The 16,135-nt window shown below is 45.8% G+C and carries 13 protein-coding genes; 6 read left to right on the plus strand and 7 right to left on the minus strand.

All coding sequences use genetic code 11. The annotated features are described in order from the left end of the window. The first annotated feature begins 343 nt into the window (after nt 1-343). Nucleotides 344-946: an HU family DNA-binding protein gene (locus tag RWY97_RS08750; protein ID WP_273176486.1), complete on the plus strand. Its 603-nt coding sequence runs from the start codon at nt 344-346 to the stop codon at nt 944-946. 145 nt (nt 947-1,091) lie between these two features. On the opposite strand, the gene RWY97_RS08755 is transcribed toward RWY97_RS08750, so the two are convergent. Next, entirely contained in the window at nt 1,092-2,273 is a 1,182-nt protein-coding gene (locus RWY97_RS08755) for an ROK family transcriptional regulator (protein ID WP_315566752.1), read from the minus strand. 544 nt (nt 2,274-2,817) lie between these two features. Between RWY97_RS08755 and RWY97_RS08760 the strand changes: the two genes are divergently transcribed. The 3 genes from RWY97_RS08760 to RWY97_RS08770 all read left to right on the plus strand — a co-directional run bounded on the left by RWY97_RS08760 (nt 2,818) and on the right by RWY97_RS08770 (nt 5,922). Beyond that, nucleotides 2,818-3,192, plus strand: coding sequence for a RidA family protein (locus RWY97_RS08760; protein WP_021583099.1), 375 nt, complete (start codon nt 2,818-2,820; stop codon nt 3,190-3,192). Between the two features lie 170 nt (nt 3,193-3,362). After that, a complete protein-coding gene (locus RWY97_RS08765; RefSeq protein WP_315566710.1) occupies nt 3,363-5,030 on the plus strand; it encodes a sigma-70 family RNA polymerase sigma factor in 1,668 nt (555 codons plus the stop codon). A gap of 88 nt (nt 5,031-5,118) precedes the next feature. Continuing rightward, on the plus strand, nt 5,119-5,922 hold the full coding sequence (locus RWY97_RS08770; protein WP_315566712.1) for a class I SAM-dependent methyltransferase: 804 nt from the start codon (nt 5,119-5,121) through the stop codon (nt 5,920-5,922). Between the two features lie 14 nt (nt 5,923-5,936). Here RWY97_RS08770 and RWY97_RS08775 read toward each other — a convergent pair whose 3' ends face one another. Continuing rightward, the gene (locus tag RWY97_RS08775; RefSeq protein WP_315566714.1) at nt 5,937-6,947 is read right to left on the minus strand and encodes an aspartate-semialdehyde dehydrogenase; all 1,011 of its coding nucleotides are present in this window, start codon (nt 6,945-6,947) and stop codon (nt 5,937-5,939) included. A gap of 127 nt (nt 6,948-7,074) precedes the next feature. On the opposite strand from RWY97_RS08775, the gene RWY97_RS08780 reads away from it, so the two are divergent. Next, nucleotides 7,075-9,198 (plus strand): cation:proton antiporter domain-containing protein, encoded by a 2,124-nt coding sequence (locus RWY97_RS08780; protein ID WP_315566715.1) that lies wholly within the window; start codon nt 7,075-7,077, stop codon nt 9,196-9,198. A 389-nt stretch (nt 9,199-9,587) separates the two neighbouring features. On the opposite strand, the gene RWY97_RS08785 is transcribed toward RWY97_RS08780, so the two are convergent. From RWY97_RS08785 to RWY97_RS08795, 3 genes are all read right to left on the minus strand, one after another. Next, on the minus strand, nt 9,588-10,358 hold the full coding sequence (locus tag RWY97_RS08785) for an SDR family NAD(P)-dependent oxidoreductase (protein ID WP_021583109.1): 771 nt from the start codon (nt 10,356-10,358) through the stop codon (nt 9,588-9,590). Between the two features lie 138 nt (nt 10,359-10,496). Beyond that, entirely contained in the window at nt 10,497-11,624 is a 1,128-nt protein-coding gene (locus RWY97_RS08790; RefSeq protein WP_315566716.1) for a UDP-N-acetyl glucosamine 2-epimerase, read from the minus strand. A 251-nt stretch (nt 11,625-11,875) separates the two neighbouring features. Next, nucleotides 11,876-12,796 carry a M48 family metallopeptidase gene (locus RWY97_RS08795; RefSeq protein ID WP_315566717.1) on the minus strand — a complete coding sequence of 307 codons (921 nt, stop codon included), beginning with the start codon at nt 12,794-12,796 and terminating at the stop codon, nt 11,876-11,878. A gap of 102 nt (nt 12,797-12,898) precedes the next feature. Here RWY97_RS08795 and RWY97_RS08800 point away from each other — a divergent pair, with 102 nt between their 5' ends. Next, nucleotides 12,899-14,275, plus strand: coding sequence for an MATE family efflux transporter (locus RWY97_RS08800; protein ID WP_315566718.1), 1,377 nt, complete (start codon nt 12,899-12,901; stop codon nt 14,273-14,275). Here RWY97_RS08800 and RWY97_RS08805 read toward each other — a convergent pair. Further along, on the minus strand, nt 14,251-15,552 hold the full coding sequence (locus RWY97_RS08805) for an alpha-L-fucosidase (protein WP_315566719.1): 1,302 nt from the start codon (nt 15,550-15,552) through the stop codon (nt 14,251-14,253). The two genes, RWY97_RS08800 and RWY97_RS08805, sit on opposite strands and share 25 nt — an antisense overlap. Nucleotides 15,553-15,744: 192 nt before the next feature. Then, nucleotides 15,745-16,110: a DUF2023 family protein gene (locus tag RWY97_RS08810; protein ID WP_021583553.1), complete on the minus strand. Its 366-nt coding sequence runs from the start codon at nt 16,108-16,110 to the stop codon at nt 15,745-15,747. Nucleotides 16,111-16,135: the final 25 nt, after the last annotated feature.

Genomic DNA, 16,135 nt, shown 5'->3' on the forward strand with positions numbered 1-16,135 from the left:
AGTTTGCCATGTATGGTAAGAACTCCGAAGCGTGGGTGAAGATGAAGTACAGTTTTTAGTCCGAGAATCGCACATATTACGCGGCAATCATAAATATTATAGGACGATAATTCTGTTTATTCTATAATTATAATTATCTTTGTACCGTGATAATAATATTACCTCTATGGAGACAATATATTATCACCGTGTAGATAATAGATTATCACCACGGAGAGAATATATTATTTCCACGGAGATAATATCATAGTCTAAGTATATCGACGAAAGCAAATCCTATACAACCCATCTTGTCGTTATATAAGGAAAGCAATGACAAATCAACTAAAATAGAAAGAAGACAATGGCAGTACCCTACAAACTCTTAAAGACAGGCGGGAAGCTCCCGCACAACAAAGACCTACGGGCAGTAATCGACGAGTATGAAACCGTAGGCCTCAGGCAAATGGGCGTGCACATCGAGAGAGCAACGGCAATGACCATAGCCGACCTCGTGGGTATGGTCGAAGCATTGAAATACGAGATGGTTATGCAGCTCAAGTGCGGCAACTGCGTCCATCTGCCCGGGCTGGGCTACTTTTCTCTATCCGTCAAGGGCGAAGTCTACCAGGACCCACGCAGCCACAAGTTCCGCCTGCTCAACCCACAGGTACGGACGGTGAGATTCCGCCCCGAGAAGCAATTGCTCACCGAACTGAGCGACACGCAGTTTGAGAACAGAACCAATCTCTGCGAACCGCACACCACGCCCACAGACAAGGAGATAGACGCTGCCCTCGACCAGCTCTTTGCCTCCTCTTCGTTCATTGTCGTAGACGACCTGCCGTCTGCCCTCCATATTTGCCGTTCCGTTGCCTATCGCATCGCCCGCCGGCTCGAGGCCGAGGGAAAACTCCGCAACGTGGGCTCGCCCCGCCGCAAAATATTTGTGAGGGGGGAGGGATGAGTACAAAATTAATCACGGATTAGCGATTACCCTTCCGTATCGGGCTTCATTCTGCCAAATTCCATCAAGGCAACGAGTCTGATAACGGTAATCGACGCGAGCGAAAGTTGAACTCATATACTTGTCAACTCTACTCTCCCATTCATCATTTATCAAACAACCTATTGCGGCCTAACATACAAGCACCAATTACGCCCGCCTTATCTTTCAATTTAGACAGACAAATGCAGGTGTCGCGTATCAATAAATTGAGCGAATATTTGCGAATGGCCGTCTTGATAGGTTGCAACAGGTAATCACCGGTAAGTGCCATCGAGCCGCCAATGACTACCAACTCGGGATTGAAGATGTTAATCAGGGCAGATAAAGCCTCACCCAACTTATGACCGATTTCCTCTACCACATCGATACATAACACATCTTCGCTGTTAGTAGCATCTATCACATCGTCAATGGTGAAAGATTTGTCTTGCAAAAGCGATGACTCGCCGTTTTTCAGGCGTTCCGTCACGATACGATAGAAAGCAGATGCCGAAGCCTCCGTCTCCAAACAGCCTTTCTTTCCGCAGTGACACAACACTTCGTTCTCAAACAGATGCACGTGACCGAATTCGCCGGCATAACCTGACTTACCGTTGTACAATCGCCCGTTGATAACGATTCCCATTCCGAGCCCCCAACTTACATTCAGAAAAAGTACGTTTTTCTCGCCCTTCACACAACCTTTCATAAACTCGCCATAGGCCATTGCACGTGAATCATTATCGATATTCACGGGATAACCGACTTTGTCTGAGAGCACTTTTGTTAACGGAGTCTCCGAGAAATTAAATACACTGTAACTGTAACCGGTCTGCGGATTCACGCGACCGGGGATATTGAAATGCACGTTGAGTATCTTTTGCTTATCGATACTCGACTGTTCGATAAACTCATTAACCACCCGACACAGCCCATCAAGCGCTTCCGGCGTATTTTCAAAGCAACAAGGAACATTCATTTGAAGATCAACCAGATCGCCTTTGAAGTCCATCAGACCGAGATTTACCACCGAATGACTGATATCTACGCCCACAAAGTAACCCGAATCAGGATTAACACCATAGAGATTGGGGTGTCTTCCCTCACTGGTTTCTAATTTCCCATACTCTCGGACATATCCCTCAGCACACATCTCATTGACAAGCTTTGTGGTAGTAGGCACACTCAGATTCAGCTCTTGCGAGAGATCATAAATCGTAGAGTTCCCATTTGCAATATAGAATTTGATGATATTATTCTTCGTCAAATCCGTTTTGTTTTCTTTGTTAGTATTAAAGAGGTTCATATTAATATGTAACAGTTCGATGCGAAGATAGTATTTTTTTATCAATTTACAATGGTTTTTATTACATTTAAGCAGGAATAAGAGCTATTTTTTGAATAACAATAGACTTTTTAGTGTTTTTATACGCTGTCAGATAGATTTAATAGCATTTAAAACAATTCTGCACCAATTTATATATCGATACAGAATGAGGGTGAATCAGACGCTTTTGTTCTGTCATTTAAAGGAATATCCGAAACTAAGATAGGGATAAAAGAGGCTTTTGTCGATTGCACTATCCCCCCGAAGTTGAACGACGGACTCACTCCTATACGAAAAAAGAAACCTCGGTAAACCTGAAAACGATAACCGATGTTGCCATAAAAGTAATAGCCATACTGTTAATACTCCGTCACCTGACTCACAGCAGCAAGCTGAATAGATGTTACAAAGATAATAACTATTATCAGAAAATACTTTAAATCGATTCTATTATTTTCATCGGTTATTCCGTTTTATTTTTCAAATTTAAGTTGTATCTTTGCAAAAACATAACAAAAAGAAAATGAAAGCACTACATTCAGACAACGCCCCCAAGGCTGTGGGGCCTTACAGTCAGGCTATCGAAGCCAACGGATTCGTATTTGCATCAGGCCAACTACCCATTGATCCCGCCACCAATGCATTCGTCGAGGGTGGTGTCAAAGAGCAAACCCGCCAATCATTGACTAACGCACAGAGCGTATTGAAGGCTGCAGGATTAGATCTCTCGCACGTAATTAAAACCACAGTATTCCTCTCTGATATGGCCGATTTTGCCGCAATGAATGAGGTTTACGCTGAGTTTTTCAACGAACCTTACCCAGCTCGATCGGCTATTGCCGTCAAAACACTACCCAAAAACGCATTAGTAGAGGTAGAATGTATCGCTGCACGGTAAGCAGATAACACATTTACAACTAAGAGAACTTCATAAAGGCAGAGATCGACCTCACTTTATGAAGTTTTTGATTTGCTTTTCCCGATACAATAAAAGTTAAATTCGAGGTATTTCAGCAAGTCTTTGATATGATTCGTCATCTTCATATTAATTCAATAGTACTAAATGAAATGGAGATTGAGGAGTTAGTGGCGAGATGCAAAGATGGAGATGATGCAGCAATAGTCACATTATACAGACTGAATATACCGAGATTAAAGAAGATTTGCCGTCGTATTGTCCACAATGAACAGGCCGCGGAAGACATTGTTCACGATGCATTCATCATTATCATTACGTCACTCGACTCACTCAAAGACAGCAGTCGCATCACAGCGTGGATGAATCGCATCACGATCAATCTTTCTTACGAATATATGAAGTCGCAAAACAGGCAGACTTTATCCTTGAATGACATAAATGATGACACCTTTCCAGATACTGAAAACACCCTGATCGACTTACTTTCTTTTGAAACACTCATCCGAATGATAAACAATCTACCGGAGAGTTATCGCAATATCTTTAAGCTATCAGTACTCGAAGGGCTGTCGCACAAGGAGATTTCGGCACTGTTACACATCAAACCGCACACTTCTTCATCAATTTTGTTCGTTGCAAAAAGTAAGTTAAAGAAGATGATAGCAGAATACCAACGTTTGATTTTACTTCTATTCACCGTCGTAATTCCCGTTTGGTATCTGCTCACATACGAACTTTCACAGTCAGAAGAAATGGGTAAGGAGTCTGTAATCAAGAGAAAAAGCGAAGCCATTCCTATCAAACACGAAAGTAAAGAATCCGGTATTTCACAATCTCTTACCCGACAATCGAATAGCTTGAGCAAACTATCGTCTTCGTTTCGGCCTACATTTGCAAATCATCCGACCACGACAGACAGTATCAATTATACAACAACGATCGACACTACACGACTAATCGAAGACTCAATCCTCAACATCAGTCACCCATCCATCACTCCAAAGGAGGATTATACACAACAATTCCATACCCCCTATACGACGAGTTGCACAAGAAAGAGCGATGAATGGTATCTGTCTGTACGCTATGAGTCGGGTAGGAAAACGGCCGCCAACAGTCTGCCCGCCCTCCCTCAAACTTACGCAATTTCACCCCAAGATGCTACATCAGATGCCACCTTACCTGTGGAATCTTTTAAAAGATGGGAGCACTACGCAGACTATATCGCACAGTTATCAACAACTTCCAATGATGCCAAAGTTCCTTTCCTGTTGGCGATTGCTCGTCATAATCACGGCGAAATACGGCAATACAAACACTTCGATATACCTCTGACGTTCGAGATAATGGTCGACAAAGCTCTCGGCCAACACTGGAATGCAGGAGCAGGAATCGGTTATACGAAGACAAAAACAGATGTTCTAACCGGCGAAAACGGATATTTTACCAAAGAACAACAACAAATTCGATACATCGGAATCCCCGTTAAAGGAATCTATCACATTGATTTTGGCCGACATTGGAGTGTTTATCTTTCGGGCGGAGTAAAGCTTTACATCCCGATTTATGCCCATAATGAAATTCGATATGTTGTGGATTGGAATCTGGCTTATAAAGAATTGATGCACATTTCGGCCCCATTACAATGGTCGGTAAGCACCGGCTTAGGCTTACAATATAACTTCACACCTACTATCGGCATATTCATCGAACCCAATCTAAACTATAATTTCCGTAACGGCAGCGGTATTTATACACCGTTCAACGTGCAACGTACGAACCTAACAATACCTTTCGGAATCAGAATCAAGTATTAGCTTTACAACATTTAACGACTACACAGAAAGTCTTTTGTCATTTACTGAATCTTATGTAAAAAGATTTCATTAAGACAAACAGACAATTATGCAGAGAAGACACACGGATCGAGCAACCTATTTTACGGAGTCTGCGGTCACGGCTCGCAGTCATTACCTCCCTTATATCAAGCAATTCAAATCAATAACAGGCAGAGAACGCATCCTTGAAATAGGTTGCGGAGAAGGTGGGAACTTGTTTCCTTTCGCCCAACTCGGGTGCGATGTGACGGGCATTGACTTGTCTTCGTCCCGCATTAAACAGGCCAAAGAGTTGTTCTTGACACACGATAGTCACGGCACTTTCACGATCGGAGACTTCTTCCAATTACCACCACCCGATCAAGAAACAGAGAAATACGATGTCATTCTGCTTCACGACGTTATCGAACACATTGCAGACAAAGTCTGTTTCTTGTCTTACGCAAGACGTTTCTTAAAATCTCACGGAGTGATATTCATCGCTTTTCCCGCTTGGCAAATGCCTTTCGGCGGACATCAACAGACTTGTCGAAACAGGCTTTGTGCACATTTACCCTTTATTCACTTACTTCCCAACGTACTATATACACGTATTCTTCGCCTCGCTCACGAAAAGGAAGAAACAATCAACGAACTCCTTGACATCAAGTCGTGCCGAACACCCATCGAACTGTTTGAAAACAGGCTGCGCATCTGTCGCTATCGCATCGTCAACAGACAATTATGGCTCATCAATCCGCACTACCAACAAAAGTTCGGGCTATCTCCTCGCAAACTGCCTCCATTCATTTCGCACATCAGATATCTGCGAAACTTCATCTCCACATCTTGCTTTTATCTTTTGATAAAAGACGAACGGCAGGCCGAATGACAGCCTGCTGCATTCTATATCACATTTCCTACGCGAATCAAATACTCCGCTATCTGCACCGCATTCAATGCCGCACCCTTACGAATTTGGTCTCCACTGAGCCAGAAAGTAAGTCCGTGATCATCGGATAAATCCTTACGCACACGACCAACAAATACATTATCCTTGCCAGCTGTTTCCAAAGGCATCGGATAAATGAGATGATCGGGATCGTCTTTCAGAGTACAACCCGGAGCAGAAGCAATGGCCCGCCGTGCCTCTTCCACGCTGATGGGGTGCTCAGTCTCTATCCAAACACTCTCGGAATGCGACCGGAGCGAACTTACCCGCACACACATCGCAGAACATTTCACATCGCTGTGCAGAATCTTCTGCGTCTCGTTGAACATTTTCATCTCCTCTTTTGTATAACCGGTATCGGTGAAGGCGTCGATCTGCGGAATCACATTATAAGCTAACTGATGCGGAAACTTATTCACAGTAATAGGCTTTCCTTCACCAATCTCTTTATATTGCTGCTCCAACTCGGCCATTGCAGCCGCACCAGCACCGCTTGCACTCTGATAGCTTGCCACGTGAATGCGCTTGATATGAGACAGATTCTCCAAAGGTTTCAGCACCACCACCATCATAATCGTAGTACAATTGGGGTTTGCAATAATACCGCGGGGCCGATCGAGTGCATCTTCTGCATTGCATTCGGGCACCACAAGGGGCACGTCTTTGTCCATTCTGAAAGCACTAGAGTTATCGATCATCACGGTGCCATACTTGGTAATGGTGTCCGCAAACTCCTTAGACGTACCACCGCCTGCCGAAACAAAAGCAATATCTACATCCTTGAAGTCGTCGTTATGTTGCAAAAGTTTCACTTCATAGTCTTTTCCTTGAAATGTATATGTACGTCCGGCGCTGCGCTCCGAACCGAAAAGTACGAGGTTATCTATCGGAAAATTCCGCTCGGCAAGTATGCGAAGGAACTCCTGCCCCACTGCACCGCTTGCACCAACAATCGCTATTTTCATCTGCTTATCAATTTAATGAATGAAACATAAATGCCTTGCAAAAATACAACTTTCCGTGAGAATTACGCTCGGAATTGATATTTTTTTCGCACCTTTGTGGTCTCAAACAGATTCACTGACTGCTTTTATGCCCGACATCTCACATTACCTCCCCATCACGAGTCCGACAATGATTTTCCTCGTAGTACTGTTGATCATTCTGTCTGCACCTATTGTAATGGGCAAATTACGTATTCCGCACATCATCGGGATGGTTCTCGCCGGGGTCATCATAGGTCAATACGGTCTCAATATACTCATCCGCGACAATTCGTTTGAACTTTTCGGCAGAGTGGGACTATATTATATAATGTTCCTTGCAGCCTTGGAGATGGACAACGAAGGGCTGAAAAAAAACAAATACAGACTGCTGACATTCGGACTTCTCACTTTCGTCATCCCCTTTGGCCTGACTTACTTCACCTGTACAATGCTTTTAGGCTACGGATCGATGCGATCTTTATTGTTGAGTTGCATTATGGCTTCCAACACTTTGATTGCTTACCCCATCGTAGGACGCTTCGGATTACAACGAAAACCAAGCGTTTCGCTCAGCGTCGGAGCCTCTATACTGTCACTGTTTTTAGCTCTTGTGGCACTCGCTACACTCACGGCAGTCACCGAAAAGCACGGAGGCATCACCTTTTGGATATGGTTCGGCCTAAAATTTGCATTGTTCTGTACTGCATTAATACTGCTGATTCCGCGGTTTACACGCTGGTTTCTGCGTCGATATAGCGATGCCGTGATGCAGTTTATATTCATTATGGCAATGCTGTTTATGAGTGCTGCCCTGGCCGAACTCATCGAATTAGAAGGTATTCTCGGTGCATTCCTTTCGGGCTTAATTCTCAATCGCTATATCCCTCACATCTCACCGCTGATGAATCGCATCGAATTCATCGGCAACGCACTGTTCATTCCTTATTTCCTCATCGGTGTCGGAATGCTCATTAATGTGCGATTGCTGTTTGAAGGGGGTGAAATCCTCTGGGTGTTGGTATGTCTGGCAGTCGCAGGAACATTTGGAAAAGCCCTTGCTGCCTATCTTTCGAGTTTCAGTTTTCGGCTTCCGCTGTCGTCGGGCAATATGATGTTCGGCCTCACTTCGGCCCACGCGGCAGGCTCAATTGCAATGATTATGGTAGGAATGCGCCTACAAACGGCTGACGGACAACCCATAGTCGACAACAGTGTGTTGAATGCCGTCATCCTGATGATTCTTTTCACGTGTATCGTTTCGAGCATCGTCACCGAAAGAGCAGCCCAACAAATCACCCTCAGAGACAAAGAGTTGCCGACGGATAACGATGAGCAAACCGATGACGAGACTCTTCTCATCCCTGTGAAGTATCCAGAATATGCCACAAGTTTGGTTTCTTTGGCCATAATGATGCGCAATCCGAAACTCGGACGCGGACTGATCGGACTCAATGTAGTCTACGACGACGCACAGATGCGCAGCAACCAGGAAAAAGGTCGACGCCTGCTTGAGCAACTCACACGTTATGCCAGTGCCGCAGATGTAATGATGCAGACACAAGTTCGCATAGCGGCTAATATCGCAAACGGCATCAAACATGCTTTCAAAGAGTATCAGGCATCCGAAATTATCATCGGGATGCATATGCATAAGGATATTTCTTCGGGATTTTGGGGACAATTCCACCAAAGTCTTTTCAATGGATTGAGCCGACAGATAATGATGGTTCGCTTGCGCCAACCACTCAACACGATTCGTCGCATACAGGTAGCTGTGCCGTCTCGAGCGCAGTTCGAGCCGGGCTTTTACCGCTGGTTAGAACGCCTCTCACGCGTGGCATGCAATTTAGAGTGCCGCATTCAGTTTCACGGACGTACCGACACATTGGCACTCATCAATGAATATGTCCGCAATCGGAACCCGAGTCTGCGCGTAGATTACACCACAATGGATCACTGGAACGAACTTCCACGCCTTGCAGGAACCATTGCCGAAGATCATCTCTTTGTCGTTGTCACGGCTCGTAAGGGCACCGTGTCTTACAAAACGGCGTTAGAACGTTTACCGGAAGAGCTTACTCGCCATTTTTCCGGCACCAATCTCATCATCATTTTCCCCGATCAATTCGGCGAAGAGATGGATGAGATGACCTTTGCAGAGCCTCAGCATCAGGAGGAACGAAGTGCTTACGAGGCCGTTGGCGAATGGATCAGGCGACAGGTACATTGAATCTGATAATCAATCAATTATGAACCGTCTTGCGAAAAGCCGTTAAACGACGTGTGTTTAACCGTTAATCGCAAGACGTTTAACGGCTAATTGCAGCACGTTTAACAGTTAGTTGTAGCGCATCTAACCGTTAATTACAAGACAAGTAGCTGTTAATTGAAAAATGATTTGTATATAATTGAAAATCAATTATATACAAATCATTTTTTATTTTATTTCTTTGGAGATAATATCCGCTTATAGAACAATATGCCGATCGCCCCCTATACCGATGCACAGAGCATTTTCTGCCCCAGGACAGATAACTTATATACGATAAATTTACAAGTTAATGAATACTTCTCCCCTCTCCTTTTGGAGAGGGACCGGTGGTGAGACAATCTTTCTTCTCATTCCTCCCGTTCAGGATCTTTGCTGCAAACGGAACCGTTAGCTTGGTGAACGGCAAGGATAAGAACTTCAGCTATCTGTACGTGTTCAGGCGCATTGGCTGCATATAAAGCCGTATCGGCAATATCATCGCCCGTCAACGGTCGGATACCTCGATACACACCATCGGCCCGCTCTTTGTCTCCGTGAAAACGGGTAACACTGAAATTGGTTTCCACAAGGCCGGGTTTTAAGTTGGTTACACGCACACGAGTGTCCACAAGGTCGATACGCAAACCGTCGGTAATGGTTTTCACGGCAGCCTTTGTAGCACAATAGACATTGCCGCCGGCATAAGCTGCATCGCCGGCAACGCTCCCAATGTTGATAACGTGCCCCCGATTGCGTTTCACCATATGCGGAACAATCAGGCGAGTCATCGTGAGCAGTCCTTTAATATTGGTGTCAATCATCGTTTCCCAATCATCGAAATCGCCCTCATATTCCTTTTCCAAACCCAAGGCAAGCCCTGCATTGTTGATGAGTACGTCTACATCGCGCCACCGATCGCTCAAAGCAGAAACGGCATTCGTAGCCGCCCGTCGGTCACGCACATCGAAAGCGAGTGTCAACACATCGGTCCCCAATGCCGTTAACGATGCTTTCAAGGCGTCCAACTTAGACTGATTACGCCCTGTCAAAATCAAATCGTAACCGCCTTGAGCAAACTTTCGGGCACAAGCTTCACCTATTCCGCTTGTCGCTCCAGTAATTAATGCAATCTTTTTCATAGCAAACCAGTTTTCAAACGACAGTCTCCCCAACTCCCTCCAAAGGAAAGAAGACGCATAGAGAGACACTATCGATAAGATTATTTATTGAAATATGCAATCTGAATATTCATTCAAGAAAAACAAAAGAAGGGCTGTTTACTCTCCTTTTCCACAAGAGAGCGGCCGAGAGTGAGACTCGCCGTGCAGTTCAATAAGGCATCTTATGATTCTCTCAGCACTCCTTCCGTCCCACCGTTCAGGAAGACCGCACTTCTTCCAACGCCCTTGCACGATGTCCGTCACAGCCTCAGCGAGACGCATAGAGTCTTCACCCACGAGCACGTTAGAGCCCACTTTCACCGTCTCTATATGCTCAGTGTAGCTGTTAAGCGTAATACAAGGCACGCCGTTGAACGTTGCTTCCTCGGCCACATTACCCGAATCGGTAATAATTCCGCGTGCATTGGCCGTGAGATAACCGAACTCCAAATAGCTCAATGGAGCTATCACATGGAACATATCGGCTCTCTCGGGTAAGCATTCACGCAACGTTTCGGCAGCCTTCTCACGCAACGGAGCGATGATAGGCAGACGTTCGGCAGCCGACAGCATACCGGCGAGCATCCGACGGAGATTCTCTCTGTCAGCCATCAGTGCCTTGCGGTTAAGCGTAAACACGAGATAATCTTTTATGCCGAGCTTGTCGAGCACGGCGGGACGTTGCAATCGATTGCGATTAAACCGCAACGTGTCCATCAGAATGTTACCCACCATATAGATTTTAGACAGTTCTGCTCCCTCACGCGACGCTATACTGCTGCTCCCCTCGCCCGCAGTGAAAAGCAGATCGCTCAATCCGTCGATGACAAGTCGGTTGATTTCCTTGGGCATTCGGATGTTGAACGACCGCGTACCGGCCACAAGATGCGCTAACGTCAGCCCTTGCTTCTTGGTTACGATGGCTGCTGCGAGTGTCGAAGCAAGATCGTCTACGACGAGTACCACATCTGTTTTGTGTGCCTGCAAATAGCGTTCAAAGGCAGACATCACCTGTCCTGTGAGTTCGTTCAGATTCTCACAGTCCACACCGAGGTACACATCCGGGCGTCCAATCTGCAAATCTTCAAAGATGGATGACTCCAAAGTAGGATCGTCTTTACGCCCTGTATATACTAATGTGAAGTCTATATCCTGCCCCTCCGACCTGGCTTTGTCAATTGCTTTCACAATAGGGGCCACCTTGATAAAGTTCGGACGTGCCCCCGCAACAATACATATCTCCATAATCACAAGCTTAATATCTCTGCAAAAATAAAGAATTTAATCGAGAATCGAGGGCTTGTCGCAGAGTTTTTCACAATAAAAAGCGTATGATTTCAACATCGTCATACGCTTTTCTGTACCAAAGAATTATGATATATACCGTTAATGTCTCGCAATTAACCATTAACTGTACGGCGACTAACGGTTAAACGCAAGGCAATTAACCATTAAATACATCGCAATCAACGGTTAATTGCAAGGCCAAAAGACGTTTATCGTTTTCGGGAAGACGATTTATAGAGATCGGATACCGATACAGATCCGTTCGATTTCGCCGTTTTCTGCTTGGCCTTTGTACCGTGCGGCGAATCGGAATAAGCATTTCCACCCTGATAATATTTCATCGCCTCGGGCATATCCCGTTGTATGGCGGCAATGCGTTTGGCATCAGAAGGATGGTCGCTGAACATATCCGACGAATTACCTCCACCGTTTTGAGCGGCCATTCGCTGCCAAAAGCCCACTGCAACACGCGGATCGTATCCCGCCATAGCAGCAAAAATCAGTCCCATTCTATCAGCTTCGGTCTCGTTTTCACGTGAATATTTCAAGTTCTTAAACGAAAAGAACTGGCCCGCGGCAACCTGAGCGACCGACGTAATGCCCGATCCTACACCGAGCGCGTCTAACACCGTACCGCCAATCTGCGTGCCATAAGACTGCCGAATACGCTTAGACATCTGCTCGGCAGAATGCTTCGCCACGGCGTGTGCTATCTCGTGACCAAGCACAACGGCCAAAGACGCCTCATCGCGAGCAACTGGAAGCAGGCCTTCATACACCACAATCTTGCCGCCAGGCATACAAAACGCATTGACACTTTTATCTTGCACGAGGTTGAACTCCCAACTGAAATTCTGCACTTCACTACCCATTCCGTTATTACGGAGGTAAGTTTCCACGGCGTTTGCCAATTTCCGCCCCACCCGTTGCACCATTGCTGTGTGAGCAGTGTTGGTCGATCGCGTAGCGGTCTGCATATATTTCTTGTATTCTTGATTGCTTAAACTCAAGATTTGGGCATCACTTACGAGCAGCGAATGCTTACGCCCGGTGATCGGAACAGTAGAAGTCGTTCCGCAAGACACAACAATCGAAGTCAGCAACGACATCACAATGAATTTCATTTTCATATGACTCTAATTCTGTTTTGTTTACTTTACGGGAGCAAAATTAGTATTATTTCTCGACCGGAAGAAAGTTTCCGGACATTATTTCGTAACTTTGCACATCTTATGAAACGTTTTCAGGTTCGTCAATATATCACACATTATCGATCACTTACATCACTCGGACTGCCCATTATCATCGGACAGACAGGCACGATACTGCTCAGTTGTGCCGACACTTTGATGATCGGACACCACGGAACAGATGAGTTGGCCGCGGCGGCATTCGTCAATAATATGTTCAACTTGGTGCTTTTGTTCGGTCTCGGATTCTCTTACGGCCTCACACCTATCGTCGGAAATCTCTTCGGCAGGGAACAATCGTCCCGCATCGGAGAGACGGTGAAGAATGCCTTAGCGGCAAACTCGCTTCTGGCTTTGCTGCTCGGGGCTGTCGTTACGATGCTTTACGCAAACATAGGAAACCTCGGCCAGCCCACGGAACTGCTTCCTTTGATGCGTCCTTATCTGTTGGTGCTATTCGTTTCGCTTCCTTTCGTGTGCTGGTTCAATGTTTTCAAGCAGTTTTCCGACGGCATTACAGACACTCGTACACCGATGTGGATACTCTTGGGGGGTAACATTCTCAACATCATCGGTAACTATCTGCTCATTTACGGCAAGTTGGGACTACCCGAATTGGGTCTTTTCGGAGCAGGTATCTCAACGATGTTATCGCGTGTAATAATGACGATTGTATTCGCGGCAATATTTTTTCTTAGTAAGCGATACCGCATTTATCGAGTCGGTTTCATACAAGGTAAAGTGAACCGAACTGCATTTCTTGAGCAAAACAAGTTGGGATGGCCCCTCGCTTTACAGATGGGGATGGAATCGGCAGCATTCAGTTTGTCGAGTATTATGGTGGGATGGGTCGGCGCAACGGCATTGGCTGCCCACCAAATAATGATGACTATCTCGCAGTTTTTCTTCTTGGTATATTACGGAATGGGTGCAGCTGTGGCCGTAAGAATCAGTTATTTCAACGGGCAACACGATTATACGGCTGCCCAACGCAGTGCCAACGCGGGCTTTCATTTGGTATTGCTCATCGCAATGGCCGTCTCTTTACCAGTTGGTTTGTCGAGAAATATCATCGGCTATTTGTTTTCCGACAGTGCAGAAGTATGCCATCTCGTGGCAATGACAATCATTGTGCTCATCGTTTACCAGTTCGGCGACGGCTTGCAATGTGTCTTTTCCAATGCGCTGCGCGGCCTTTCAGACGTCAAACCGCTGATGTACATCGCTTTCTTTGCCTACTTTATCGTTTCGCTTCCATTGGGTTACCTCTTCGGAATTACCTTGAATATGGGACTGGTAGGCGTCTGGTTGGCTTTTCCCTTTGGCTTGACGACGGCCGGCATACTGTATTACGCAGCCTTTAAACGCCGTTTAGCCAAAGAGATCAGCACTCATCAAAGCGTTAATTCCACGATGTAATCGATGTCGGTGGGCACTTTTCCGAGGTTGAGTGTTATGCCGTCGCCAGTCTTAGTATAGTTCATTCGCTTACCAGTGGCATAAACCAAGGCGCTCTTTACTTTGCGACCGCCGAGCGGAATGAATAAATTCGCATCCTGACAATCCAAAATATGGATATAAAGTCGGTTCCCTCGCTGTGTACTTACACCCCAATCGTGCGGTGCAACAATGCCGCCACGCGTACCGTAAATGGTATTCCCGTATCGATTCATCCATTCACCGATAGCTTTCAAACGGTCGAGCGCAAGCGCGGGAAGGTTTCCACCGGGCTCAGGACCGATATTCAGCAACAAGTTTGCATTCTTTCCGGCTGCCCGAACGAGCATATGTATCAGCTCTTTCGGCTTTTTATAATTGCTGTCCGTTATCGAATAGCCCCAGTGGTCATTGATTGTCTGACACGATTCGAGCGGCAATCGACTGATACTTTGCCCCGAAAGACCAGCTTTGTTTTCACCGGGTAGGTCGCGTTCGAATATCTGTATATCCTCGCCTGCATTCGGAGTTTGGTGGTGATTGTTGCCAATGAGACACTGAGGTTGTAGCTTATGAATCATCGCATACTGCTCGGGCAACTGCCAGTCGAATGGTTTCGCATCACTGTCGTGATCCCACCAGCCGTCAAACCATATCGCACCGACGGGTCCGTAATGTGTAAGCAGCTCTGTAAGTTGCATATTCATAAAACGATAATAGGCCGACCAGTCGGCCTTTCCTGCCGACCTACCTGTGCCGCGACCTGTTCTGCCCATCGGATAATCGGTTCGTCCCCAGTCGAGATGCGAATAATAAAGGTGCAGTTTGATGTCGTGCCGCTTGCAAGCGTCGGCTAATTCCTTGATGATATCGCGCTTGAAAGGCGTCGCATCTACACTGTTATAAGTGCTGGCAGCCGTTTTGAAAAGCGAGAAACCATCGTGATGACGCGTCGTAACGGTGATATACTTCGCACCGGAAGCCTTGATTGCCGACACCCAAGCATCTGCATTAAAGTCTGACGGATAAAAAGTCTTAGCCAGTTTAGGGTATTCCCGGTAATTGATATTCCAATTGTTCATTACCCATTCGCCTGCACCAATCATCGAATAAAGTCCCCAATGGAGAAAGATACCAAACTTCTCGTCCTGAAACTGTTCACGAGCTTTGAGGTTTTCGACTGTCGGCCGGTATGCCTCTTGCGCCAAACTGATATAGCTCATCAGTAAAGTCGCCATCAAAAGTAAAGTCTTTTTCATCGTATGAACACATTGTTTAGATTCATACTGCAAAGGTAATGAAAATTCGACAGACACGAATCAAAAGCTAAAAGAAAATCATTTGCCGGACAATCATAAACAGCAAGGGGTCAGCTTCACAGCTAACCCCGGCATTATACAAAAACATTATGAATTACATTTAGCGAACAAGATCTAAAGTTTATCCTACAATCATACTGCGTTTTCGCACGAACGACACTTGCGTTCACAATAACGCTCGCACTGCGCGCAGATATCATAACCGAGCATTGCACCCAAAATGAAATCCTCTTCGGGGCTAAGCTGGTTGAGCGGGCGTGTTACCATAATCCTGATTGCATCCAAACACTCTTTCCGACCGAAGAAAAGATTCATCCGATCTGTGCCCACCGGTTGGATGATATAGTCGATATGCTGATGCGAGAGACGCTCAACGGCCAGCTTTTCATACCGCCGGTTGAAAGTATAGAGCACCATTCGGCGCACGCCTTTCTGATATTCGTATATGTGATTCATCAGCACTTTCAAATCGGCTGACATCAAATCTGTCTGCATCATACGGCTATACGATTAGGTAATCGGC

It is taken from the genome of Hoylesella pleuritidis, from assembly GCF_963541955.1.
Taxonomy (GTDB): domain Bacteria; phylum Bacteroidota; class Bacteroidia; order Bacteroidales; family Bacteroidaceae; genus Prevotella; species Prevotella pleuritidis.

Excerpts from the sequence above, each read along its gene's own strand:
- RWY97_RS08765 (WP_315566710.1), top strand. The coding sequence starts at position 3,363 with ATGGAGATTGAGGAGTTAGTGGCGAGATGCAAAGATGGAGATGATGCA.
- RWY97_RS08755 (WP_315566752.1), bottom strand. The coding sequence starts at position 2,273 with ATGAACCTCTTTAATACTAACAAAGAAAACAAAACGGATTTGACGAAG.
- RWY97_RS08805 (WP_315566719.1), bottom strand. The coding sequence starts at position 15,552 with ATGAAAAAGACTTTACTTTTGATGGCGACTTTACTGATGAGCTATATC.
- RWY97_RS08785 (WP_021583109.1), bottom strand. The coding sequence starts at position 10,358 with ATGAAAAAGATTGCATTAATTACTGGAGCGACAAGCGGAATAGGTGAA.
- RWY97_RS08760 (WP_021583099.1), top strand. The coding sequence starts at position 2,818 with ATGAAAGCACTACATTCAGACAACGCCCCCAAGGCTGTGGGGCCTTAC.
- RWY97_RS08800 (WP_315566718.1), top strand. The coding sequence starts at position 12,899 with ATGAAACGTTTTCAGGTTCGTCAATATATCACACATTATCGATCACTT.
- RWY97_RS08810 (WP_021583553.1), bottom strand. The coding sequence starts at position 16,110 with ATGATGCAGACAGATTTGATGTCAGCCGATTTGAAAGTGCTGATGAAT.
- RWY97_RS08775 (WP_315566714.1), bottom strand. The coding sequence starts at position 6,947 with ATGAAAATAGCGATTGTTGGTGCAAGCGGTGCAGTGGGGCAGGAGTTC.
- RWY97_RS08780 (WP_315566715.1), top strand. The coding sequence starts at position 7,075 with ATGCCCGACATCTCACATTACCTCCCCATCACGAGTCCGACAATGATT.
- RWY97_RS08795 (WP_315566717.1), bottom strand. The coding sequence starts at position 12,796 with ATGAAAATGAAATTCATTGTGATGTCGTTGCTGACTTCGATTGTTGTG.
- RWY97_RS08790 (WP_315566716.1), bottom strand. The coding sequence starts at position 11,624 with ATGGAGATATGTATTGTTGCGGGGGCACGTCCGAACTTTATCAAGGTG.
- RWY97_RS08750 (WP_273176486.1), top strand. The coding sequence starts at position 344 with ATGGCAGTACCCTACAAACTCTTAAAGACAGGCGGGAAGCTCCCGCAC.
- RWY97_RS08770 (WP_315566712.1), top strand. The coding sequence starts at position 5,119 with ATGCAGAGAAGACACACGGATCGAGCAACCTATTTTACGGAGTCTGCG.